Origin of the sequence: Microtetraspora niveoalba, assembly GCF_001570405.1 — a bacterium.
GTDB lineage: Bacteria > Actinomycetota > Actinomycetes > Streptosporangiales > Streptosporangiaceae > Microtetraspora > Microtetraspora niveoalba.
On sequence record NZ_BBYM01000045.1, the window covers coordinates 1 to 23,774 of the forward strand.

The 23,774-nt window shown below is 73.5% G+C and carries 18 protein-coding genes and 1 pseudogene; 7 read left to right on the forward strand and 12 right to left on the reverse strand.

The window, feature by feature from the left end; genetic code table 11:
- The 3 genes and pseudogenes from AWQ70_RS33145 to AWQ70_RS33155 all read right to left on the reverse strand — a co-directional run.
- A pseudogene (locus AWQ70_RS33145) lies at nucleotides 1–369 on the reverse strand (hypothetical protein); the annotation flags it as partial.
- Between the two features lie 65 nt (nucleotides 370–434).
- Nucleotides 435–1,382, reverse strand: a complete 948-nt coding sequence (locus tag AWQ70_RS33150; protein WP_067185325.1) for a carbohydrate kinase family protein — start codon at nucleotides 1,380–1,382, stop codon at nucleotides 435–437.
- Nucleotide 1,383: 1 nt separating this feature from the next.
- Complete coding sequence (locus AWQ70_RS33155) at nucleotides 1,384–2,298, reverse strand: pseudouridine-5'-phosphate glycosidase (RefSeq protein WP_067185328.1); 915 nt, start codon at nucleotides 2,296–2,298, stop codon at nucleotides 1,384–1,386.
- Nucleotides 2,299–2,536: 238 nt separating this feature from the next.
- On the opposite strand from AWQ70_RS33155, the gene AWQ70_RS33160 reads away from it, so the two are divergent.
- The 5 genes from AWQ70_RS33160 to AWQ70_RS33180 all read left to right on the forward strand — a co-directional run bounded on the left by AWQ70_RS33160 (nucleotide 2,537) and on the right by AWQ70_RS33180 (nucleotide 8,013).
- Complete coding sequence (locus AWQ70_RS33160) at nucleotides 2,537–4,054, forward strand: phytoene desaturase family protein (RefSeq protein ID WP_067185332.1); 1,518 nt, start codon at nucleotides 2,537–2,539, stop codon at nucleotides 4,052–4,054.
- Between the two features lie 34 nt (nucleotides 4,055–4,088).
- On the forward strand, nucleotides 4,089–4,802 hold the full coding sequence (locus AWQ70_RS33165; RefSeq protein WP_067185335.1) for a response regulator transcription factor: 714 nt from the start codon (nucleotides 4,089–4,091) through the stop codon (nucleotides 4,800–4,802).
- The gene (locus tag AWQ70_RS33170; protein WP_067185338.1) at nucleotides 4,799–6,298 is read left to right on the forward strand and encodes a sensor histidine kinase; all 1,500 of its coding nucleotides are present in this window, start codon (nucleotides 4,799–4,801) and stop codon (nucleotides 6,296–6,298) included. The genes AWQ70_RS33165 and AWQ70_RS33170 overlap by 4 nt, the downstream gene beginning before the upstream one ends.
- Before the next feature lie 69 nt (nucleotides 6,299–6,367).
- Nucleotides 6,368–7,477 carry a glycosyltransferase family 39 protein gene (locus AWQ70_RS33175; protein WP_067185341.1) on the forward strand — a complete coding sequence of 370 codons (1,110 nt, stop codon included), beginning with the start codon at nucleotides 6,368–6,370 and terminating at the stop codon, nucleotides 7,475–7,477.
- A 17-nt stretch (nucleotides 7,478–7,494) separates the two neighbouring features.
- Entirely contained in the window at nucleotides 7,495–8,013 is a 519-nt protein-coding gene (locus AWQ70_RS33180; RefSeq protein WP_067185344.1) for a mannosyltransferase YkcB-related protein, read from the forward strand.
- Nucleotides 8,014–8,090: 77 nt separating this feature from the next.
- Here AWQ70_RS33180 and AWQ70_RS33185 read toward each other — a convergent pair whose 3' ends face one another.
- From AWQ70_RS33185 to AWQ70_RS33225, 9 genes are all read right to left on the reverse strand, one after another.
- Nucleotides 8,091–8,348: a hypothetical protein gene (locus AWQ70_RS33185; protein WP_067185347.1), complete on the reverse strand. Its 258-nt coding sequence runs from the start codon at nucleotides 8,346–8,348 to the stop codon at nucleotides 8,091–8,093.
- Nucleotides 8,349–8,470: 122 nt separating this feature from the next.
- Nucleotides 8,471–9,322: a helix-turn-helix domain-containing protein gene (locus tag AWQ70_RS33190; RefSeq protein WP_067185350.1), complete on the reverse strand. Its 852-nt coding sequence runs from the start codon at nucleotides 9,320–9,322 to the stop codon at nucleotides 8,471–8,473.
- Between the two features lie 163 nt (nucleotides 9,323–9,485).
- Nucleotides 9,486–9,692, reverse strand: coding sequence for a hypothetical protein (locus AWQ70_RS33195; protein ID WP_067185353.1), 207 nt, complete (start codon nucleotides 9,690–9,692; stop codon nucleotides 9,486–9,488).
- Between the two features lie 65 nt (nucleotides 9,693–9,757).
- Nucleotides 9,758–11,800, reverse strand: a complete 2,043-nt coding sequence (locus AWQ70_RS33200) for an acyclic terpene utilization AtuA family protein (RefSeq protein ID WP_084518080.1) — start codon at nucleotides 11,798–11,800, stop codon at nucleotides 9,758–9,760.
- Nucleotides 11,797–12,600: an enoyl-CoA hydratase-related protein gene (locus AWQ70_RS33205; protein ID WP_067185357.1), complete on the reverse strand. Its 804-nt coding sequence runs from the start codon at nucleotides 12,598–12,600 to the stop codon at nucleotides 11,797–11,799. Before AWQ70_RS33205 ends, AWQ70_RS33200 begins: the two co-directional genes overlap by 4 nt.
- Nucleotides 12,578–14,566 carry an acetyl/propionyl/methylcrotonyl-CoA carboxylase subunit alpha gene (locus tag AWQ70_RS33210; protein WP_067185361.1) on the reverse strand — a complete coding sequence of 663 codons (1,989 nt, stop codon included), beginning with the start codon at nucleotides 14,564–14,566 and terminating at the stop codon, nucleotides 12,578–12,580. The genes AWQ70_RS33205 and AWQ70_RS33210 overlap by 23 nt, the downstream gene beginning before the upstream one ends.
- 6 nt (nucleotides 14,567–14,572) lie before the next feature.
- On the reverse strand, nucleotides 14,573–16,165 hold the full coding sequence (locus AWQ70_RS33215) for an acyl-CoA carboxylase subunit beta (protein ID WP_067185365.1): 1,593 nt from the start codon (nucleotides 16,163–16,165) through the stop codon (nucleotides 14,573–14,575).
- 165 nt (nucleotides 16,166–16,330) lie between these two features.
- A complete protein-coding gene (locus AWQ70_RS41705; protein WP_067185370.1) occupies nucleotides 16,331–18,127 on the reverse strand; it encodes a serine/threonine protein kinase in 1,797 nt (598 codons plus the stop codon).
- A gap of 81 nt (nucleotides 18,128–18,208) precedes the next feature.
- The gene (locus AWQ70_RS33225; RefSeq protein ID WP_245647265.1) at nucleotides 18,209–19,558 is read right to left on the reverse strand and encodes an FAD-binding oxidoreductase; all 1,350 of its coding nucleotides are present in this window, start codon (nucleotides 19,556–19,558) and stop codon (nucleotides 18,209–18,211) included.
- A 298-nt stretch (nucleotides 19,559–19,856) separates the two neighbouring features.
- Here AWQ70_RS33225 and AWQ70_RS33230 point away from each other — a divergent pair, with 298 nt between their 5' ends.
- Together AWQ70_RS33230 and AWQ70_RS33235 are read left to right on the forward strand one after the other, a co-directional pair.
- Nucleotides 19,857–22,616: an immune inhibitor A domain-containing protein gene (locus AWQ70_RS33230; RefSeq protein ID WP_067185376.1), complete on the forward strand. Its 2,760-nt coding sequence runs from the start codon at nucleotides 19,857–19,859 to the stop codon at nucleotides 22,614–22,616.
- 82 nt (nucleotides 22,617–22,698) lie between these two features.
- Nucleotides 22,699–23,628 carry a diacylglycerol/lipid kinase family protein gene (locus tag AWQ70_RS33235; protein ID WP_067185466.1) on the forward strand — a complete coding sequence of 310 codons (930 nt, stop codon included), beginning with the start codon at nucleotides 22,699–22,701 and terminating at the stop codon, nucleotides 23,626–23,628.
- Nucleotides 23,629–23,774 lie beyond the last annotated feature (146 nt).

Genomic DNA, 23,774 nt, shown 5'->3' on the forward strand with positions numbered 1-23,774 from the left:
GGCGGGCGCGGAGGGGCTCTGCAGATCTCCGGGAGTGAGCCGGCGGAGCCGGTGCCAGCCACCCAGGCCGGTGACCGCCGAACGGGCGGGCTCCTGCCAGCCGGGAAGGGCGGGATCCACCGAGTGGACCTGGATCGCGGGAAGCAGGTCGGTCAGCGCGAGATGGTCCCAGCGGGTCGCGGCGAGCCGGGCCAGCCGCTCGCAGAGCCAGTCCACCCCGGTCGCGCCGAGGGCTCGGCCGAGCGCGACGGAGCCCCACCAGCCCGCGGGCAGGCGAGGGTCGGCCAGAACTTCGGCGACCTGCTGCGCACGGGTCCAGCGAAGGGCGGGAACCAGATCACTCAGGCAGATCGTTGACTCGGCGTCCATCGGTATGACCGCACCCTCCCGAGAGTGACGCATGTTGCTAATGGTGCAGCTTACGCCGCAAGCTATCAATTGGTGTCAATAGGGTAAAGCTCCTTCGCGATCCCGATCGCCGCGCCCGCCGCTCCCGCGACCGGGGGACGGCCGCCGACCTGCGCGACCGCCGCGGCACCGGCCCGGCAACCATTTTCCAGAGCGGTCTCCGGGGCGATCCCGGACAACAACGCGGCGAGGAATCCGGCGGCGAACGCGTCGCCCGCGCCGGTCGAGTCGACCATCTCGGCGGCGACCGCGGGCGCCTTCGCCACGACGGCCCCGTCCCTGGCCAGCAGGGCGCCCCCCGCCCCCAGCTTCACCACGGCCGTGCCGTACGCGGTGCTGAGGGCGGCCGCCGCGCGTTCCGGGGAGGCCGGCTCGCCGGTGAGCAGCAGCGCCTCGTCGAGGTTGGCGATGACGATCCCGGCGGGCGCGGTCTCCCGGACGAAGCGGTCCGGCCCGAACTCGCGCAGGAAGCCGGTCGAGGCGGCGTCCACGCTGGCGGTCACGCCCCGCGCGGCGGCCTCGCGCACGGCGATCCGGGCGAGGTCGAGACCCGGCCGCTCGAACAGCGTGTACCCCGACAGGTGCAGGTGCGCCACACCGTCGAGGAGCGACGGAGACCAGTCCTCGGGGCCGATGTGCCGTCCCGCGCCGCGGTTGGTGAGCATGGAGCGCTCGCCGCTCGGATCGACCATCGCGATGACGACGGCGGTCGGCCGTCCGGGGTCGATCCGCAGGTGCGGCCGCACCCCGGTCTTGACCAGCTCGGCCCGGTGCCAGTCGCCGGTGTCGTATCCGGCCCGGGCCAGCAGCCGCGCGTCCGCGCCGAGCCGGGCGGCCCAGCAGGCCGTGTTGGCCCCCGAGCCGCCCGGACGCAGCACGATGTCGGCCGCGGTGTCGGTGCCGGTGGCGACCGGCTGCCCGTGCAGCGCCACGACGTCGGTGACGACGTCGCCGATCACCAGCAGCCCTCCCACGTCAGCCCTCCCGGGACCAGGATGCCGCGATCTGCCCGGCGAGGCGGGTGTTTCCGCGCACAGCGGCGAGATTCGCCTCAAGCGAGGCGCCGGCCGTGCCGTTGACCAGGTACTCCAGGAGGAACGGCGTGATGGCCTGCCCGGTGACGCCCTGCTCGTCGGCGGCCCGGAGCGCCTCGGCGAGCACACGGTCGTGCAGCGCGGGGTCGAGCTGGTCGGCGACCGGCACGGGGTTGGCGACGATCAGCGCCGTGTTCGGCCCGTCGAGCGCGTCCTGCGCCCGCATGATCGCGGCGGCGTCGGCGGCGGTCTCGATCCGCCAGTCCACCGGCTCGCCGGAGGTGTGCAGGTAGAAGCCGGGGAACTCGTCGGTCCGGTAGCCCACCACCGTCACCTGCCGGGTCTCCAGCCGCTGCAGCGTCGCCGGCACGTCGAGGATCGACTTCACGCCCGCGCAGACCACGGTGATCCGGGTACGGCTCAGCGTGTCGAGGTCGGCCGACTCGTCCTGCACGGTGGTCCAGCCGCGGTGGACGCCGCCGAGCCCGCCGGTGGCGAACACGCGGATGCCCGCCCTGGCGGCGAGGAACGAGGTGCCGGACACGGTGGTCGCGCCGCTGACCTTCAGCGCGGCGGCCGGGGCGAGGTCGCGGAAGCCGAGCTTGCGCAGGTCGGGCTCGGTCGCGATGCGCTCCAGCCCCTCACGGTCGAGCCCGGCGCGCGGCACGCCGTCGAGGACCGCGACCGTCGCCGGCACCGCCCCCGCCTCGCGCACGATCTCCTCGAGTTCGAGGGCGACCTCCAGGTTGCGCGGCTGCGGCAGCCCGTGGGAGATGATCGTCGACTCCAGCGCCACCACCGGCCTTCCGGCGGCCAGGGCTTCGGCGACTTCCTCCGACGGCACGACCTTGAGCATGACTCTCCCGGGTAGATCCTTAAAAGGTTACAAAAGGACAAACCTATACGTATCGCTCGTTGCCGTCCACCGCACGAACAGCCAACGAAGCGGGGGGAAACTGGGCACCGGTCACCTGGCCGGGACGGACCCTCACGGCTAGTGTGCCCCTCACGCGCGGCCGCAGGGACCCGGTCCCGCCGTCCGCCGCGTCCGGCACCCCGCCCGCTCCGGCCGGCGGGCCGACACCTGGAGGACGATGGCTCACTCGCGCTACGACGCGGTCGTCGCCGGCGGCGGGCACAACGGCCTGGTCGCCGCCGCCTACCTGGCCCGCGCGGGACGCCGCGTCCTCGTGCTCGAACGCCTCGACCACATCGGCGGCCTCGCCGTCTCCACTCGGGCCTTCCCCGGGGTGGAGGCCCGGTTGTCGCGCTACTCCTACCTGGTCAGCCTGCTGCCCGGCAAGATCCGCGCGGACCTCGGGGTGCGGGTCGAGCTCCGGCGCCGCCGCTTCTCCTCGTACACGCCGGCGGGGGACACGGGGCTCCTCGTGGACGGCGAGGACGCGGAGCGCACCGCCGCGTCGTTCGCCGCCGTCACCGGGGGGACCGGCGACCACGAGGCGTGGCGCCGCTTCTACGCGATGACCGCCCACGTCGCACGGCGCGTCGCACCCACCCTCCTCGACCCCCTCCCCGACAGGGCCGCGCTGCGCGCTCTCGTCGGCGAGACGGCGTGGCGCGACCTGTTCGAGCGCCCCATCGGGGAGGTCGTCGCCGAACGCTTCGCCGACGACACCGTGCGGGGCGTGGTCCTCACCGACGCGCTCATCGGCACCTTCGCCGACCCGGCCGCCGACCTGCTGGCCAACCGGTGCTTCCTGTACCACGTCATCGGGGACGGCACCGGCGACTGGAACGTCCCCGTCGGCGGAATGGGAGCCCTCACGGACGCCCTCGCGGACGCCGCCCTGAGCGCCGGGGCCGAGATCAGGTGCGGCGCCGAGGTGCTCGCGATCGACCCGGGCGGCGAGGTGACCTTCCGCGACTCCGGCGGCGAGCACACGGTCACGGGGGGCCACGTCCTCGCCGCTCTCCCGCCCGCCGTCCTGGCCCGGCTGCTCGGAGAGACCCCGGAGCGGCCCGAGGGCTCCCAGCTCAAGGTCAACATGGTGGTCGCGCGGCTGCCCCGGCTCAGGGCCCCGTCCGTCCGCCCCGAGGAGGCGTTCAGCGGCACCTTCCACGTCAACGAGGGGGCCGAGGCGCTCGCCGCCGCCCGCGCCCAGGCCGCGGCGGGCCGCATCCCCGAGCTGCCGCCCGCCGAGATGTACTGCCACTCGCTGACGGACCCGTCGATCCTCGGCGCCGGGCTGCGGGAGTCCGGCGCGCACACGATGACGCTGTTCGGCCTGCACATGCCGGCCCGGCTGTTCGCCGCGCCCGGCGCCCGCGAGGAGGCGCTGCGCCGCACCCTCGCGTCGGTCGACACCGTGCTCGCCGAGCCGATCGAGGACTGCCTGCTCCGCGCGCCGTCCGGCGAGCCGTGCGTCGAGGCGCGCACCCCGCTCGACCTGGAGGACGAGGCCGGGCTCCCGGGCGGGCACATCTTCCACCGCGATCTGTCCTGGCCGTACGCGGAGTCCTCCGGGGACGGGCCGTGGGGCGTGGAGACGGCGCACCCGCGGATCCTGCTGTGCGGTGCGGGCGCCCGGCGCGGCGGAGGAGTCAGCGGAATCCCCGGTCACAACGCCGCGATGGCCGTTCTGCTCTCATAGAGCTCTCATCCCGCGCGGATAACGTGAAGCGGTGATGGGAGCCGAAGGGGACGCCGGGCGGCGGCTGCTGGTGGTCGACGACGAGCCGGCGCTGCGCGAGGCGCTGCGCAGCAGCCTGGAATTCGAGGGGTACAAGGTCGAGACCGTCGCGGACGGGACGTCCGCCCTCGACCGGCTGGAGCGCGAGCCGTACGACGCGGTGCTGCTCGACGTGATGATGCCGCGCCTCGACGGCCTGACGACCTGCCGCAGGCTGCGCGCCTCGGGCAACCACGTCCCCGTGCTGATGCTGACCGCGCGCGACGCCGTGGGCGACCGGGTATCCGGGCTCGACGCGGGGGCCGACGACTACCTGGTCAAGCCGTTCGAGCTGGACGAGCTGCTCGCCCGGGTGCGCGCGCTGCTGCGGCGCGGGGCGCTGAGCGCGCCGGGCGCCGACGCGGGCGCCGTGCTGGCCTTCGCCGACCTGCGCATGGACACCTCCACGCGTGAGGTCACGCGGGGCGGGCGCCCCCTCGACCTGACACGTACGGAGTACCTGCTGCTCGAACTGTTCCTCGCGCACCCGCGCCAGGTGCTGACCCGCGAGCAGATCCTCAGCGAGGTGTGGGGGTTCGACTTCGAGCCCTCGTCCAACTCCCTCGACGTGTACGTGATGTACCTGCGGAGGAAGACCGAGGCCGCGGACGAGACCCGGCTGATCCACACCGTGCGCGGCGTCGGGTACGTGCTGCGGACCTCCCCGTGAGGAGGCGCCGGTCGCTCAGGGCCCGGCTCACCCTGGTCATCGCGTCCGCGGTGGCGGTGGCCGTGGCGCTGTCGGCGGCGGCGTGCTGGGTCCTGATCCGCGACCAGATGCAGGGGCAGGTCCGCGACTCGCTGCTGGAGTTCGTCCCGCGCGCCGAGCAGGTGGCGATGGCGCTCGCCGGCTGCGACTCCGCCGCCGGGGACGTGGACAACGGCGGGAAGGGCGCCGGTCGAGGCGGTGGCCGGGCGGTGCCGGGGAAGTTCGGGCAGGGCGCGGGCGCGCCGCACCCCTGGGACCCCTCCGGCCGCGGCTGGTCGGTCATCCGCGCGGACGGCACCGTGTGCGCGTTCGGCGACACCGACCGGGTCGTGCCGACCGCCGAGGAGCGGGCGCTGGCGGTCTCGGACGGCGAGCCGGTCCTGCGCGACGCCGTGACCGGGAACGGCAGCGACGTCCTCGTCCTCACCAGGAGGTACACCCCGCAGCCGCTGCCGCCGGGGGCGCCCGACGACGTACGGCGGTTCGCGATGCACGAGCCGGTGGCCGTGAGCGTGTTCCGCTCCACCGAGGACCTGAGCGGGACGCTCCGGATGCTCGCCCTGATCCTCGGCTCGGTCGCCGTCGCCGGCGTGGTCGGCGCGGCCGTGGCCGGTCTCTGGCTGGCCCGCGCCGCGCTGCGCCCCGTCCAGCGGCTCACGAGCGCGGTCGAGCACGTGGCGCGTACGGAGGACCTCGCGATCCGGATCCCGGTGGAGGGCACCGACGAGATCGCCCGGCTGGGCCGGTCGTTCAACACGATGACGGCCGCGCTCTCCAGCTCGCAGGAGCGCCAGCGGCGGCTGGTGTCCGACGCCGGGCACGAGCTGCGCACCCCGCTGACCAGCCTGCGCACCAACATCGACCTGATGCTGCGCAGCGAGAACACCGGCCGGGCCCTGGAGCCGGAGGCCAAGCGCCGGCTGCTGGTCAACGTCAAGGAGCAGTTCGAGGAGATGTCGAGCCTGATCGGCGACCTGCTCGAACTGTCGAGGAGCGCCGAGACCGGCGAGCACTCCACCGACGTCGACTTCCACGACCTGGTCGCCGTCGCCGTGGAACGCGCCAGGCGGCGCGGCCCGGGTCTGGAGTTCCGGGTGGACCTGCGGCCGTGGCGGGTCCACGGCGACGCCAGGGGCCTGCAACGGGCCGCCGTGAACGTGCTCGACAACGCGGTGAAGTTCAGCCCGCCGGGCGGCCTGGTGGAGGTGCGGCTCGCCGACGGGGTGCTGACCGTCCGCGACCACGGGCCCGGCATCCCGGACGACGAGCTCCCGCACGTCTTCGAGCGGTTCTGGCGCTCGTCGTCGGCGCGCAGCCTCCCCGGCTCGGGGCTCGGCCTGTCGATCGTGGCCCAGGCCGTACGGGACGCCGGGGGCGAGGCGCGCCTGGAGAACGCGCCCGGCGGGGGGACCCGGGCCACCCTCACCCTCCCCGGCACGCCGGGCGAGCCCGGCTGACACAGGGATGTGGCGGGTCGCGCGCAGGACCCTCTCCGGCGCGGTGCGCCTGCGCTCGCCCTGTGGGTGATGGGCCTGTCGGCGCGGATCCTCGGGTTCGGCACGTGGAGCATGCTGCTGCCGCAGGCCGCCGCCGGAGTCGCGTCGGTCGCCGTGGTCCACTCCGCGGGCCGGCGCTCGCTGGAGGGCGCCGCCGGGCACGCCGCCGCGCTGATCGCGGCCCTCGTGATGACGCTCACGCCGATCACCGTGGCCATCGACCGGGACAACAACCCGGACACCGTGCTGGTGCTGCTCCTGGTGGCGGCGGCATGGTTCTGCCTGGAGGCGGTCCGCGACGGCCGCGCGCGTACGATCGCCGTCTCGGCGGTCCTGGTCGGCCTCGCGTTCAACACCACGATGCTGCAGGCGTACCTCGTGCTGCCCGCCCTCGCCCTCGTGTACCTGTGCGCGGCGCCGGGGTCCCTCCTCCGCCGGGCCGGGCGGCTCCTCGCGGCAGGGGCGGCGCTCGCGGTCTCCAGCGCCTGGTGGATGGTGGTCGTCGACCTGTGGCCGGAGCGGAGCCGGCCGTACATCGGGGGCAGCACGGACAACACAGTGTGGGACCTCGTCGTCGGCTACAACGGGCTGGGCCGGATCTTCGGCGGGAGCGGCGGCGGAGGGGGCGGAGGGGGCGGCCGGGGCGCGTCGTGGGGCGGCGAGCCGGGCGCGGGCCGGCTCTTCAGCGACGTCATGGCGGGGCAGATCTCCTGGCTGATCCCGTTCGCGCTGATCGCGCTCGTGGCGGGGCTCGCCCTGACCACCGCCCGCGCCGTCGCCCTCTCCGCGGGTCTCGCCGGGCCGCGAACGGGGCCCGGGCCTGTGCCCCTCGGAACGAGGATTCCCGGTGTCCGCGACCGCCGGGGCCGCCGCTCCGCCGCACGGGCCGCGCTGCTGCTGTGGGGCGGCTGGCTGCTCGTCCACTACGCCGTTTTCAGCTTCTCGGCGGGGACGTTCCACCCGTACTACTCGACCGCCATGGCACCCGCCATCGCCGCGCTGACGGGCCTCGGCGGGGCCCTCATGTGGCGGGCCCGGGAGGCCCCGGCGGCGGGCCCGGAGGCGGCTTCAGAGGGGGGTTCGGAGGAGAGCCGGGGGAGAGGCCCGGTGATCGCCTCGAGGGCCGGTACGGCGAACTGAACGGTTCCGGAGCCGCCATGGGCGCCGCCGACCCCCTCGCCACTCCGGACGCGGACCCCGGCGGCGCTTCGGACTCCGTCGGCACCGGAAGTCCGGGCGGCTCCGGAGAATCCGGCCCGGGTGGCTCGGGCGGACCGGACGGCTCCGCCGGCCCCGGCGGCCCGGACGGCCGGGGGACGGGCGGGTTCGGCGGACGGGTGAGCGCCGCGATGACCGCCTATCTGGAGCGGAACCAGGGCGGCGCCACCTGGCTCGTCGCCGTCTCCTCCGCCCAGAGCGCCTCGTCACTCATCCTGTCCACCGGCAGGCCGGTCATCGCGATGGGCGGCTTCACCGGAAGCGACCCGGCGATGTCCGTGGCCACGCTCCGGGAGTACGCCGCCGACGGCAGGCTGAAGTACGTCCTGCTGGGCGGGGACGGACCGCGCGGCGGGTCGTCGGAGGTCGCCGAGTGGGTGAAGGCCAACGGCACCCCGGTGGACGCCGCCGAGTACGGAGGCGAGGAGGAAGAGACGTCGCTCTACCGGCTCGGCTGAGCTCCGGGGGCGCACCCGGCGTGAGGGTGGGCCGGGAGCCGGGAGGCTCGGCTGATTCCGGGAGCGGGTGGTCGCCCTCAGGCGGGGAGGGCGGCCAGGAGGTAGGCGAGCCGGGCGGCGGCGGACTCGACGCACTCGACGGTGCCGAGCCGGTAGCCCCACGAGGTGAGGAAAGCGCCGTCGTCGGAGCAGGTGACGGTCTCGCGGAGGGTCTCGCTGAAACGGTTGCGCACCTGGACGCGGGGAGGCATGTCGCCGACCACCCGGACCGAGAGGTCGATGTGCGCGCGGGCCGCGGACGCGAACTCGTGGATGCGCGAAACCGTGTCGACCAACGCGCTTCACCTCCCGTTCAGGGGGAAAGGATTGCACGCGCCGGGAGCCGGATACAAGCAATTGCGCCGATAATTCCGGCGATTACGGACCGCGCGGGACGCGGCCCGGCCGTTAGCGGCGGTCAGTCCGGCGGCTGCCGGCCGTAGTCGTCGATCACCCGGACGATCAGGCGGCGGGCCTCCTCCCCGAACGCGGCGGCCTCGCAGAGGTCCTCGAACTCCCGGGCGTAGAAGGCGATGTCCTCGGGATCGCGCAGCAGGAGCTCCTTGGTCTTGGTGGCGACCCCCACGAGGACGTCGTTGTAGATCCAGAACGGGTTCACCAGGGTGGTGGGCAGCAGCACGCCGGTCGGGATGATCCCGAACTCGACGTTGGGCAGGGTGGTCACCGCCAGCAGCCGGTCCATCTGGCCGCGCATCACGTCGAGCGGCGCGAAGCGGTACCGCAGCACCGCCTCGGGCAGGACGAACCGGAACGAGCGTGTGGGGTCGTAGAGGATCTCCTGGCGCTGCATCCTGACCCGGATCGCCGCGTCGACGTCGTCGGTCGCCTCGTAGACCCGGCGGATCCGGATGAAGATGTTCCGCGCGTACTCTGCGGTCTGCAGCAGGCCGATCACGATGCCGGGCTCGAACGCGCGGAACGTCCTGGTCCTGGACTCCAGATCGCGCATGTCCTCCTGGAGCGCGGCCAGGCCGCTCCTGTGCCGCTGCCGCCACGAGTCGTGCCGCTCGACGAGGCCGCGGGCCCGCTCGAGCAGCTCGTCCACGGTGCCCGGGTCGGCGCTTACGGCCTGCCCCCAGGTGACCACGTCGTCCTCGGTCGCGGTCTGCCTGGCGTTCTCGATCCGGGAGACCTTGGACGGTTGCCAGCCGAGGCGCTCGGCCAGGTCCTTTCCCGACAGGTGCGCCTCCTCGCGCAGCCGCCGCAGCTCGGCGCCGAGATCGACGCGGGCCTGCTGGAAGCCGCTCACCCGAGCACCGTCCCGAGTGGCGCCGCCGGGGTCCCCCCTTCGGCACGCGGATGGACGGTCGCCGTACGGGTGGTTCGGTGGATCACGTGCTACCTCCGGCTGTGGTGCGCTCAAAGGTAGACCCGCCGGACCGATCCGGCCATACGGATGTGCCTAATCGTGATCAGTCGAGCACGCGTCTGGCGATCTCCACGAGCAGTTCCCTCGGCACCTCGACGGCCGTCTCGCCGTCGAGCACGTGGCGCAGGTCCGCCAGCGCGTCCGTGTCGACGAGCTCCATCCCCTGTACGACGATCGTGCCCCGGTCGGTCTCGTAGAGCGAGGGGCAGGCCCCCGCCTCGGACGTGGAGCCGAGAAAGCGCAGTCGCATGGCGTCCTTCCCCGATGCCAAGAACAATTGCGCGCAATTGTAAAGGTTCTTGGGTTTTCGGGGGATCACTCCGGCAATTTTCGGTCGTCCGCGAGGAGGTGCTCCGGGATCGCCACCGTGACCGCCCGCAGCCGTTCACCGAGCGCCTTGGCCTGCGCGTCCATCAGGGGGTTGGCCGCCACACCCCGGCCGAGCAGCCCGTGGACGACGAAGTTGAGCGCCAGCAGGTTGGGCAGCTCGAAGCGTTCGACGACCAGGTCGCGCGTCTCCGGCAGCAGCTCCTTCAGCCGGTCGGGGGTGAGCTCCGCCGCCAGCCAGGCGTACCGCTCGGCCGTGCCGGTCCAGACGCCGAGGTTCGCGTTGCCCCCCTTGTCGCCCGATCGCGCCCCCGCCACCACCCCGAGCGGCGCCGCTCGTACGGGGGCCGTCGGGGCCGGGGCGGGGCCGGAGGCGGTGTCCGGCGCGGGGCCGGTCTCCGGCATGGGGATGGAGGCGGGGCCGGGGACGCCGCCGGAGACGTCCGCGCGGTCGGGCGGCGGCACGGTGATCCGCCTGCCCTCGATCGTCACCACGGCGGGCGCCTCCCGCGCGTCCACCAGGGCGGGCCAGAAGACCCCGTACGGCGAGGCGTTGCCCGGGGGAGTGAGCGCGTAGAACCCGGGATAGCTCGCCAGCCCGGTCTCCACCACGGCGGAGGAGAACCGCCGCCCGGCCTTCTCCCTGTCGGAGTCCATGACGGTGATCCGCAGCAGCGCGGTCGCCGGGCCGGCCGCGGACGGCGGTGCGGTCGCGGGGTGGCTCCCGGGCAGCGGTGCGGTCGCCGGGCCGCCTTCCGGTGGGGTGGTCGCGGGGCGGGCCCCGGGGCTCGGCGTGCCCGCGGGGGCGACGTGGGAGAGCGGGGTCAGCTCGACGTGGACCTGCTCGAAGGACTCCTTGGGCACCCGCGCCCAGATCGCCTCCTCCGCGACCCGGGCCTTGGCCTCGATGTCGAGACCGGTGAGCACGAGCGTCATCGTGTTGCGGTGGCCTCCGACGAGGTTGAGCCCCACCTTGAGCGTGGCCGGCGGCGGCTCCCCGCGCACGCCGCTGATCCGGACCCGGTCCGGGCCCTCCTGCTCCAGCCGGATCGTGTCGAAACGGGCGGTCACGTCGGGCCCGAGGTAGCGCGGGGAGGCGATCTCGTACAGGAGCTGGGCGGTGACCGTGCCGACGGAGACGAGGCCGCCGGTGCCCGGGTGCTTCGTGATCACGCTCGACCCGTCGGCGTACAGTTCGGCGATCGGGAAGCCGCACCGGGCCAGGCCGGGCACCTCCTCGAAGAAGGCGTAGTTGCCCCCGGTCGCCTGGCATCCGCACTCGACCACGTGCCCGGCGACCACCGATCCCGCCAGCTCGTCGAGGTCGCCGGGCCGCCAGCCGTACCGCCACATGCCGGGGCCGGTCACCAGCGCGGCGTCGGTGACCCGCCCGGTGACGACCACGTCGGCGCCCTGTTCCAGCGCGACGGCGATCGGCCGCCCGCCGAGGTACGCGTTGGCGGTGACGGGCCGGCCGGTGAGCGGCTCCCCGGTGTCGGCGTTGGACAGCGCGCCGGCCGGGATCGGCGCGGGGGAGCCCGGCGACAACCGGGGCATGAGGTCGTCCCCGGTGACGTGGGCGACCCGCGCACGGCGGCGGGCGACGCGCACGCGGCCCTCGACGGGGTCGACGGCGGGCGTGTGGCCGACCGTGACCGACAGCCCGAGCCGGTCCGCGAGATCGCACACCGCCTCCGCGCACCCCGCCGGGTCGAGCCCCCCGGCGTTCGTGACGATCTTGATGCCGCGGTCCAGGCAGGTGCCGAGCACCTGCTCCATCTGCGTGAGGAACGTGCGGGCGTAGCCGGGGCGGCCCTTCAGCCGGTTGCCGGCGAGGATCAGCATGGTCAGCTCGGCCAGCCAGTCGCCCGTCAGCACGTCGATCGGGCCGCCCTCGACCATCTCCCGCGCCGCCGACAGCCGGTCCCCGTAGAACCCGGAGCAGTTGGCGACACGGAGCGGCCCGGCCTCGGCGCGGCTTCCCGGACCGGTCGTCAGGCCGCTTCCCGTGCCGCTGCCCGGGCCGGTCATCGCGGCGCGTCCTCCGGGGCGGGCGCGGGGATCCAGGCGGCGGGCCGCTTCTCCATGAACGCGCGGATGCCCTCCTGCCCCTCCGCCGAGGTGAACCGCTCGGCGGACAGATCGGCCATCCGGCCCAGACCCTCCGCGAAGGGCAGCGCGGGCACCTCGCGGACCAGCCGCTTGGTGATCGCCAACGCCTCCGGGCCGCCGCGCAGCAGCATGCCGGCGTAGCGCTCGACGGTCGCGTCCAGCTCGTCCTCGGGCACCGCGCGGGTGAGCAGGCCGATCTCGGCGGCCCGGGCGGCCGGGAAGGTCTCCCCGGTGAGGAAGTACTCCGCCGCCGCGCGCGGCTCCATCCGCCGCAGGCAGGTGACCGCGATCATCGCGGGCGCGACGCCGAGCCGCACCTCGCTGAACGCGAACGTCGCCGACAGCGGCGCGAAGGCGAAGTCGCACGCCGCGACCAGGCCGAGGCCGCCCGCCCGCGCCGTGCCGTTCAGACGGCAGATCACCGGTTTGGGGCTGTCCCAGATGAGGCTGAGGATCTCGGGGAACGCCCCCGTCACGGGCGCGGACCCCTTGCCGTCCTCCCGCTGCGCGCGCTGCTCCTTCAGGTCGGCGCCCGAGCAGAACACCGGGCCGGCGCCCGTCAGCACGATCACCCGCACCCCGGGGTCGGCCAGCGCGTCGTCCAGGGCCTCCCTCAGCTCGCCGAGCAGCCGGACCGACAGCGCGTTCCGGTTGGACGGGGAGTCGAGGGTCAGCGTGCGCACGCCCCCGGCGGTCTCACGGTGTACCAGTGTTGTCATCGGCGATGTCATCGGCGTGCTCCTCGATCACAGCGAGTACGGCTCCCGCCTCGACCTGGCGGCCGGCGACGGCGTCGAGCGCGGTCACGACGCCCGCCCCAGGGGAGACGATCTGGTGTTCCATCTTCATCGCCTCCAGGACGACCACCGGCTGGCCCGCGGCCACCCGGTCCCCGGGCTCGACGTCGACGCGAAGGACCGTACCCGGCATGGGCGCGAGCAACGATCCCGGCTCGACCCGCGGCACGGGCTCGGGCAGCCGTTCGAGCGGCGTCAGCCGTACCGGGCCGAGGACGGAGTCGACGTACGTCACGTCCGGGCAGGCGTGGACGGAGAACACGCGGCGCACCCCGTCCACCGACAGCACGACCTCGCCGGGCGCCGCCGACACGAGCTCCACGCCGTCGAAGCCCTCGGCGGACAGGCCGTCGCGGGTGAGCAGATAGGCGATCTCGACGCGCTCCCCGGACTCCCCGGGGACGGCGAACGCGGATCTCTGGGGCTGGGAGACGACGTTCCGCCAGCCGCTGGGCAGCTCGCCGAGCACCCGGGCCGCCGCCCGGTTGGCCGCCGCGCGCGCGAGCGCCGCCGCGAGCGCCGAGAGACGCACGGCGTCCGCGTCCGCCCTCGGGGCGGTGACGGCGGCGGCGTGCCGGTCGAGGAAGCCGGTGTCGGTCTCGCCCGCGAGGAAGGCCGGATGGCGCAGGACGTTGACGAGCAGGTCGCGGTTGGTCGCCGGGCCGTGGAGGCGGGCCGCGGCGAGCGCGCCGGCCAGCCGCCGCGCCGCGCCCGCGCGGGTCGGCGCGTACGCGATCACCTTGGCCAGCATGGGGTCGTAGTGGGGCCCGACGAGCGTGCCGTCCGTCACGCCGGAGTCGAGGCGCAGCGTCCCGGCGGCGCGGAACTCGGCGTCCACGCCGGGCACCTCGAAGCGGTGCAGGACCCCCGTCCGCGGCCGCCAGCCGTCCGCCGGGTCCTCCGCGCAGAGGCGGGCCTCGATCGCGTGGCCGACCGGGCTCGGCGGCAGCCCGGGGAGCGGGGCGCCCTCGGCGATCTCCAACTGGAGCCGGACGAGGTCCACGCCGTAGACGTACTCGGTCACCGGGTGCTCGACCTGGAGCCGGGTGTTCATCTCGAGGAAGGCGACGACGCCGTCCCCGACCAGGAACTCGACCGTGCCCGCGCCGACGTAGCCGACCGCCCGGGCGGCCTTCACCGCCGCGTCGCACAGTTCCCTGCGCAGCTCCGGCGTGACGGCGGGGGAGGGAGCCTCCTCGAGGATCTTCTGGTGGCGGCGCTGCACCGAGCACTCGCGCTCGCCCAGCGCCCAGACCGTGCCGTGGCCGTCGGCCAGGACCTGCACCTCGACGTGCCGGGCGTTCTCCAGCAGCGGCTCGGCGAACACGGCGCCGTCGCCGAAGGCCGCCAGGGCCTCCCGGCGCGCCGACTCGACCGCCCCGGCCAGGTCGGCCGCGTCGCGCACGATCCGCATCCCGCGCCCGCCGCCGCCCGCCGACGCCTTCACCAGCAGCGGCGGCTCCGGGCGGGCGTCCCCGTCGTCCAGGTCGTACGTCGGGAGCACCGGCACCCCGGCGGCGGCCATCAGCGCCTTCGCCTCGATCTTGTCGCCCATCGCGGCGATCGCCTCCGGCGGCGGGCCGACCCAGACCAGGCCGGCGCCGAGCACGGCCCGGGCGAACGCCGCGTTCTCGGAGAGGAAGCCGTACCCCGGGTGGACCGCGTCCGCGCCGGCGGCCCGGGCCGCCTCGACGATCGCGTCGGCGTCCAGGTACGACCGGGGGCCGCCGAGCCGTACCGCCTGGCCCGCCTCGGCGACGTGCGGCGCGTCCGCGTCGGCGTCGGAGAAGACGGCGACCGTCTCGATGCCGAGGTCACGGCACGTGCGGAACACCCGGCGGGCGATCTCCCCGCGGTTGGCGACCAGCAGCCGGTGGATCGTCCCCATGCAGCCTCACATCCGGAAGACGCCGTAGCCGGACGGCTCGGCGGGCGCGTCGCCGATCACGGACAGGCACAGGCCGAGGACCGTGCGGGTGTCCCTCGGATCGATCACGCCGTCGTCGTACAGCCTGCCGGAGAGGAAGAACGGCAGCGACTCCGCCTCGACCTGGGCCTCGACCGCCTGCCGCATCGCGGCGTCCGCCTCCTCGTCGTAGACCTGCCCCCGCGCCTCGGCGGCGGCCCGCCCGACGATGGACAACACGCCCGCGAGCTGCGCCGGCCCCATCACCGCCGACCTGGCGCTCGGCCACGAGAACAGGAACCGCGGATCGTACGCCCGGCCGCACATGCCGTAGTTCCCCGCGCCGTAGGAGGCGCCCATGACGATCGTGATGTGCGGGACCGTCGAGTTGGACACCGCGTTGATCATCATCGCGCCGTGCTTGATGATGCCGTCCCGCTCGTACTCGCGGCCCACCATGTACCCGGTCGTGTTCTGGAGGAAGACCAGCGGCGTACGCGACCGGTCGGCGAGCTGGATGAACTGGGCCGCCTTGCGCGACTCCTCGCCGAACAGCACGCCGCGGGCGTTGGCGAGGATCCCGATCGGGTGGCCGTGCAGGGCCGCCCAGCCGGTGACCAGGCTCGGCCCGTACAGCGGCTTGAACTCGTCGAAGTCGCTGCCGTCCACGATCCTCGCGACGACCTCGCGCGGGTCGAACGGGACCTTCAGGTCCTCCGGGACGATGCCCAGCAGCTCGTCCTCGTCGTACAGGGGCGGCGGCGCGGGAGCGGACGCCGGGCCGGGCCGCCGCCGGTTGAGCCGGGCGACGATCCGGCGGCCGATCCGCAGCGCGTCGTGCTCGTCTGCGGCCAGGTAGTCGGCCAGGCCGGAGGTCCGGGCGTGCATGTCCGCGCCGCCGAGGGACTCGTCGTCGGCCTCCTCGCCGGTCGCCACCCTGACCAGGGGAGGGCCGCCGAGGAACACCTTCGCCCGGTCCTTCACCATCACCACGTGGTCGCTCATGCCGGGCACGTACGCGCCCCCGGCGGTCGAGTTGCCGAAGACCAGCGCGATCGTCGGGACGCCCGCGGCCGACAGCCGGGTCAGGTCGCGGAACACCTGCCCGCCGGGGATGAAGATCTCCTTCTGGGCCGGGAGGTCGGCGCCGCCCGACTCGACCAGGTTGATCAGCGGCAGCCGGTTGCGGAGGGCGATGTCGGCCGCGCGCAGCGACTTGCGCAGCGTCCACGGGTTGGACGCGCCGCCGCGCACCGTGGGGTCGTTCGCGTTGATCACGCACGCGACGCCCTCGACGACGCCGATGCCGGTGACCACGCTCGCGCCCACCGGGTATTCGGTGCCCCAGGCGGCCAGCGGGGAGAGTTCGAGGAACGGGGAGTCCGGGTCGAGCAGCAGCTCGATCCGCTCGCGGGCGAGCAGCTTGCCGCGCGCCCGGTGCCGTTCCACGTACTTCGGCCCGCCGCCCGCCACCGCCTTGGCGTGCTCGTCCGCCAGCTCGCCGAGCCGGGCGAGCATGGCCGCGCGCCGCGCGGCGTACTCGGGGGCGGAGGTGTCCAGCCCGCTCGTCACGATCGTCATCGGGTCACCGAACCGTGTTCGGCGCCATGTCCAGCCACGGGAGGATCCTGCTCGGAAATCCGCGCGCGCGTCAACGCGGCGCCGCGCCGGAGTGTGCCGGCGGCGGGCCCGTCCTCAGGGTTCCCGCCGCCGTACCGGCAGCCGTGCCCGCGCCGCGCGGCCGGGTCAGCCGCAGTGGGACCAGGCGCTGTTCCAGGCGGCGGAGCCGTACCCGCCTCCCCAGATGACGCACTTGCCCTTCGCGGCGAGCCTTTTCGGGCCCGCGTAGGTCGTGTACGAGCCCCAGTCGCTGATCGAGCTCCCGTTCTTGACCTTCAGCACCGCACCCATCTTGATCTTTCCGGGCACCACGTACTTGGACATGGTGATCACGCAGTTGCTGCCCGTGGACGCGTTGTAGAGCAGGTACGTCGTCGCCTTGCCGCCCCAGCCGTGGGAGTCGATGACCCTGAAACCCGAGCCGCACACGCCCGCGGCCGTGTACGGGTTCGGCTTCGGGGACGGCGCGGCCGTCTTCGTCGGCGTGCTCTTGGGGGCCGCGGTCGTCTTGGCGGGGGCGGGGGTCCTGACGGGCGACGGCTCCGGCCCCCCGGTCGGCAGGATCAGGACGGCGGAGGCCGACGGGCGCGGCGACGACGTGGCCTTCGACGTAGTGCCGCGGGTCGTCGCCGGGGTGTGCGCCGGCTCCTGCCGGGCGGGCACGGGCGGCGCGGTACGGGTCTGCCCGGGCCTGGCCCGGGGCGACCGGGACGGCGAGGGCGTGGGAGCCCCCGTCCGCGGACTGTCCGGAGAGGGGACGTCGGCGGCCGATGTGGGGTCGGCCGCCTCCGCCACGGGGGTTCCCGACTGCTCGATGGCCACGTTCTTCGCGTTCTGGGTCGTCACCACGGTGGCCGCGGTGATCGCCGCCACCACGACCGCGCCGCCGACGCCCGCGAGGATCGGCACCCGGCTTCGCGTCTTCCGCCCGCTCCCGGTCCCGGGGGCGGCGGGCCGTCCGGGGTGCGAGGGGCCGGGCGCTCCGGGCCCGGGGTGGGAGGGCGGCGCGGCCTGCGGTCCCTGCCCCGGACGCGCGGGATGCTCCCCGGCGGGCCCTCCGGCCGGTGCCCCGGGATGGGCGGCCACGGGGGCCGCGGGGTGCGCCGGAGGCGGGGCGTACGCGCCGGGACCGCCGGTGAGCGCGGCGACGACGTCGTCCGCGGTGGGACGCCGGGCGGGGTCCTTGGACAGGCACGCGGCGACGAGGTCGCGCAGGGGCGGGGTGAGCGCGCTGACGTCGGGCTCGATGCTCAGGATGCGGGTGATCACGGACGGGATCGAGTCGGCGCCGAACGCGGGCGTGCCGGTCGCCGCGAACACCATCGTGACGCCCCAGGCGAAGACGTCGGCGGCCCCGGTCGCCCCGCCCCCCGAGAGCAGCTCGGGCGCGAGGTACGACGGGGTGCCCATGGTCGCGCCCGTCGCGGTCGCCTGCGGCGAGTCCAGCGCCCGCGCCACGCCGAAGTCGATCACGACCGGCCCCTCGGGGCCCATCAGGACGTTGGCCGGCTTGAAGTCGCGGTGCGTGATCCCGGCCCGGTGGATGGCGGCCAGCGCGGTCGCGGTGCTGATGGCGAGGCGCTCCAGCGCCGCCCCCCGGCGCGGCCCCTCCTTGTCCACGAGCTGCCGCAGCGACGGCCCCGGGACGTACTCGCTGACGATGTAGGGCTGGTTCCCGGCGAGGTCGGCGTGCAGGACGGGCGCCGTGCAGAACCGCGCCACCCGCTGGGCCAGCGCGACCTCGCGCAGGAACCGGTGCCGCGCCTCCTGGTCCGCCGCGAAGCGGGTGTGGAGCAGCTTGACCGCCACCTGCTCGCCGGCCGGCCCGCGTCCGAGGTAGACGATCCCCTGGCCGCCCTCTCCCAGCCGGTCAACGAGCTCGAACGGGCCCAGCCTCTCCGGATCACCTTCCCCCAGCGCCATCTTGACCCCGTTTTCCTCAATTAGTGTGACAAGAGAGGAAAACGTTACCAGCGATCAAGTCTTGGGCTGTTTTGTAACGCTTTATATCGCCTTGCCGGGATTGAGAATGTTCAACGGGTCGAAGACCCGCTTGATCCCGTGCTGGATCTCGGTGGCCAGCGGACCCGACTCCAGTTCGAGCCAGCGGCGCTTGAGCAGGCCGACGCCGTGCTCGCCGGTCAGCGTGCCGCCCAGCGCGAGCGCCTCCCGGAACACCTCGTCGGCCGCCGCCCACACCCGCGGCGGCGGCTCCTCCAGCCCGCGCTCGAAGACGAACACCGGGTGCAGGTTCCCGTCGCCCGCGTGCGCCACCGTAGCGATCATGACGTCGTGCCGGGCCGCCGCCGCCTCGACCGCCGAGATCATGTCCGGCAGCGCCGACCTCGGCACGCACACGTCCTCGACCAGGCACTGCCCGAGGCGCTCCTTGGCCTGGTAGGCGAGCCGCCGCACCCCGACGAGCTCCGCCGCCTCCTCCGCCGTCTCCGACAGCGCCGTGAAGGACGCGCCGTTCGCGTCGCACAGCTCGGCCATCCGCGCGGCGGCCCGCTGGTTGTCGGAGGCGTCCGACTGCGCGATCAGCATCGCCTTGGTGGCGGGGGCCAGGCCGATGTTCTTCCAGTCGTCGATCGCCTTGAGCGTGGTGCGGTCCATCAGTTCGAGCAGCGACGGCTGGCAGCCGGCCGCGATGATCGCCGACACGGCCGCCGCCGCGTCGCCCAGCGAGGTGAACTCCGCCGCGACCGTCGCCACCCCCGCCGGGGCCCGCCGCAGCCGCACCGTCGCCCTGGTGATCACGCCGAGCGTGCCCTCGGAGCCGACGAACAGCCCGGTCAGGTCATAGCCGGTGACGCCCTTCACCGTCCGGCGGCCCGTCTCGAGGATCCGCCCGTCGGCGAGCACCACCTCCAGGCCGAGCGCCGAGTCCCGGGTCACGCCGTACTTCACGCAGCGCAGCCCGCCCGCGTTGGTGGCGAGGTTCCCGCCGATCGTCGAGATCTCGTACGACGACGGGTCGGGCGCGTACATCAGGCCGTGCTCCCGCGCCGCGCGGTCCAGGTCGGCGGTGATCACGCCGGGCTCGACGACCGCGATCTCGTCGTCCGGCGACAGCTCCAGGATCGACGTCATCCGGTGCAGGGAGAGGACGACGCTCCCGTCCGTCGCCGTCGCCGCGCCCGCGAGGCCCGAGCCCGCGCCGCGCGGCACCACCGGCACCCGGTGCTCGGTGGCCCACCGCATGGTCGCCACCACGTCGTCCCGCGACTGGGCGAGCACCACGCCCAGCGCCTTGCCGGGACGCAGGAACGTGCGGTCCCTGGCGTACGACTCGGTGACGTCGGGGTCGGTCAGCACCCGCCCCTCGGGCAGCGCGGCGATGAGGTCTTCCACGAAAAGGACCTTACGACCCGCTGTGCCCATTTGGCGAAGAGAACCGCAGGTGAGGGCACACGAGGGCGCCCGGAGGGCGGTGGGGACGGCGTCCGCGCAGGTGGAGCGCGGTCCGATGCCGGATAGATCACGGTTTTACAAAGTTCGATCTCGCCCCTTTACGCTTCCTTTACTTCCTCCTTATCGTCCGCTTGCGGATCCCGGGGCGGCCCCGCCGCGGGATCGCAAGGCCAGGCGCGCGCTCATCCCGGCGCGCCTCGTGACGCGTCCGGCGACCCCGGACAGGGAAGGGATCTCGTTGTCCAGGAGACTCAGGCGTCTCGTCGCGGTCGTGCCCGTGCTCGGGCTGGCGGCGGCGGCGGGGCTGACCACCTCGGGTGCGGCCGCGGCCGACACCCCGGCGAACTACCAGCCGTCGGCGGCGGACCACTACATCAACTACGCGTCCCCGCGCGTGCAGAGTGACGTCACCGAAACCCCCGAGAAGGTCCCTTCCAAGGGCGCCAACCGCACGGCGGCGCTCGCGAAGGAGATCGACCGCAAGTTCGCCAGCGGCAACCCCGTCGCCGCCCGCGAGCTGGTCAAGAACGAGAAGCGCGCGATCAGGACCGGTCAGAACCCCTTCGACTTCCTCTACAAGAAGTCGAAGACCACCAAGACCGCCAAGCTGCTCACCCTCCTCGTCGAGTTCAACGACCAGGCGAACGACGACTTCTCCGGCTTCTCGCACCCCAAGACGATCGACAACGTCGACGACTGCGTGACCGAGCCGCCGGGCACGAAGGTCAACGGGCCGCTGCACAACACCATCCCCAACCCGGCCGACGCCGCCGGGGGCGGCAAGGACAACAACTCGATGTGGGTGGCGGACTTCAACAACGCCCACTACAACAAGATGCTCTACTCCTCCGAGGGCATCACCACCCGCGTCCGCCCCGACCTGACCGACCCCCGGGACGGCAAGAAGGGCATCGACATCTCCCGCTCCACCATGAAGAACATGTACGAGGAGATGTCGAAGGGCGCCTACACCGTCTCCGGCGAGGCGGTCGGCTGGATCAAGGTCCCGCACTCCGAGGCGTGGTACGGCGCCGGCAAGTGCGGCTCGCCCATGCAGGACATGTCCGGCCACCCGGACAACCCGCGCGGCGCCGCCCAGCTCCCGATCGACGCGGTGAACGCCCTCGCGGCGCAGAACCCGAACTTCCCGTGGGCCGACTACGACAAGGAAGACGTCTCCGACGCGGACGGCGACGGCAACTACGACGAGCCGGACGGCGTGATCGACCACGTGGTCCTGATCCACGCCGGCGAGGACAAGTCCGGCGGCGGAGGCGCCGAGGGCACCTTCGCCATCTGGGCGCACTCCAGCGACGTGACCGGCGGCTACACCGTTCCCGGCACCAACGTCAAGATCTCCAACTACATCGTGCAGCCCGAGAACTCCGGCGTCGGCGTCTTCGCCCACGAGTACGGCCACGACCTCGGCCTGCCGGACCTGTACGACTCCTCCGGCGGCGGCGACTCCGACGTGGACTTCTGGGACCTCATGGCCAGCGGTTCCCACTCCGGGCCGATCTTCCAGTCGCTGCCCACGCACATGGGCCTGTGGGACAAGTGGGTGCTCGGCTGGGCCAACCCCAAGAACCTCAACCCCGGTGACGGCACGAAGCTGCTGACCGTCGGCCAGACCTCGCGCACCCCGAAGGGCACCGAGGACGGTGTCCGGATCAACCTGCCGGACAAGCACGTCGTCATGACCACCCCGCACAGCGGCTCCAACGTCTGGTGGTCCAACAGCGACCAGAACTGGGGCGACTCGAAGCTGACCAGGACGGTCGACGTCCCGGCCGGCGCCGACGAGAAGTTCTGGTGGTGGAGCGACTACAGCATCGAGGCCGACTGGGACTTCGGGTTCTTCGAGGTCTCCGCGGACGGCGGCGCCACCTGGGCCGAGCAGAAGGTCTACAAGGAGGACGGCGGCCTCGCCAGCACCGACGACGGCTACACCGACCCCAACGGCCGCCTGCGCGACTACGGCAACAAGAAGTACGGCGTCACCGGCGAGAGCGGCGGCTGGGCCCACCTGTACGCCGACCTGACGCCGTTCGCCGGCAAGACCGTCCAGGTCCGCTTCCGCTACGCCACGGACGCGGCGTCCGTCAACACCGGCTGGTTCCTCGACGACTTCTCGCTCACGAACGGCGGCACGTCCGTCTGGAGCGACGACGTCGAGAACGGCGCCAACGGCTGGACCACCGCCACCGGCACCTTCACCAACACCAGCGGCGCCGGCTGGGTGACCCACGCCGGCGAACTGCAGTCGGCCCAGTACTACCTCGCCGAGTGGCGTAACTTCGACGGCTTCGACAAGGGCCTCGAGTACGCCTACGACACGACCTGGCAGCGCGACGGGGCCTGGAAGGTCGAGAAGGTCAAGTACAACGCGCCCGGCCTGCTGGTCTGGTACCGCGACACCTCCCGGGCCGCCAACAACGTGGCCGACAACACCTTCGACCTGCCCTCGGTGGGCCCGAAGGGCCAGCTCCTCGTCGTCGACTCGCACTTCGACCCGCTGCGCCGCACCGGCGAGGCGGCGACGAAGGACCCCTCGACGCTGAAGAACCTCCCCTCCCGTCCGCAGTCCTCGAACGCGTCGTTCAACTTCGTCGGGACGTACCCCTTCAAGGAGTGCATCGAGGGCGAGGCGTTCAAGGAGTACTGCACCTCGTTCGCCAAGCAGTCCGCGGTGAAGGAGTTCACCGACGCCAAGGGCTGGTACCCCGGCTTCGAGGTCCGGGGCGAGCAGCTCTACTACCGGCACCGTGACGGCTCCGCGGTCGTCCCGTCCAAGGACGGCCAGCAGTACAGCACCCGGATCGTCAACCAGGACGGCTCCCCGGCGACCGACCTGTACGGCACCGACATCGGCGGCGCGATCCTCGGCACCGGCAACCCCGGGGACGAGAACAAGCAGCTCGGCGTGAAGATCAAGCTCGTCGCCCCGCTGCCGCTCAACCTCGGTGTGATCCTCCAGGTCACGGCGCCCAAGAAGTGAACGTGACCCGGTAAGGGAACGGTACGCGAACGGTCAGGGCCCGGCGACGATTTCTGTCGCCGGGCCCGCCTACCATGTGATCATGCGGAGCAAAGCGGACCATACGGCGGCGATCCAAACGCATCGCCGCGCCGCCGTCGTCGTGAACACGCGGTCACGGCGGGGGCGGCGGCACTACCCCGACGTCCTGCGCCTCCTCCGCGCCGGCCGGTTCGACCTGGTCGGCGTCCACCAGGTCACCGACCCCGCCCGGCTCAGGGACACGATCGAGCGGGCGCTCGACGCCACGCCCGACCTGCTGGTCGTGGGCGGCGGCGACGGCACCCTCAGCAGCTCGATCAAGCACATCGCGCACCGCGACGTCGCCCTGGGCGTGCTGCCGCTCGGCACCACCAACAACTTCGCCCGCAGCCTCGGCCTGCCCCTCGACCTCGCCCGCGCCGTACGGGTCTTCACCGACGGCAAGGTCGCCGACATCGACCTCGGCGTCTGCGGCGACCGCCCCTTCGCCAACCTCGCCAGCTTCGGCGTGTCCGTCGAGGTCGCCGGGACCGTGCGCCCCTGGCTCAAGCGGGTGCTCGGCCGCGCGGCCTACCCGCTGACCGCGATCCGGCTGCTTCCCCGCCACCAGCCGTTCCGGGCGTACATCACGGTGGACGGCAGGCGGCACGAGGTGCTCACCCACCAGCTCAATATCGCCAACGGCCGCTTCCACGGCGGATGGCAGATCGCCCGGGACATCAGCATCGACAACCGGACGCTCGTCGCCTACCAGCTCGGCTCCGGCAAACGGCTCAGGCTGCTCGCCGAGACCCTCGTGCGGGCCACCACCGGCCGCTGGCAGAGCCTGGCCGGCGGCCCGTTCGTCTCCGGCGCCGAGATGCTGCTGGAGACCGACCCGCCGATGGCCGCCGACATCGACGGCGAGGTGCGGCTGCGCACCCCGCTCGTGCTCAAGACCATCCCGAACGGCGTGCGCGTCATGGTGCCCCGGGACTTCACCGACACCTGAGCCCGTCGCGGCCCGTCCTGGCCCGTCGCGGCCTTTCGCGTACGCCGAGGGTGGCCGCCGCGAGCAGGGCAGGGCACGCTCGCCGAGGGTGGCCGCCGCGAGCAGGGCAGGGCACGCCCGCCGAGGGTGGCCGCCGTGACCAGGGC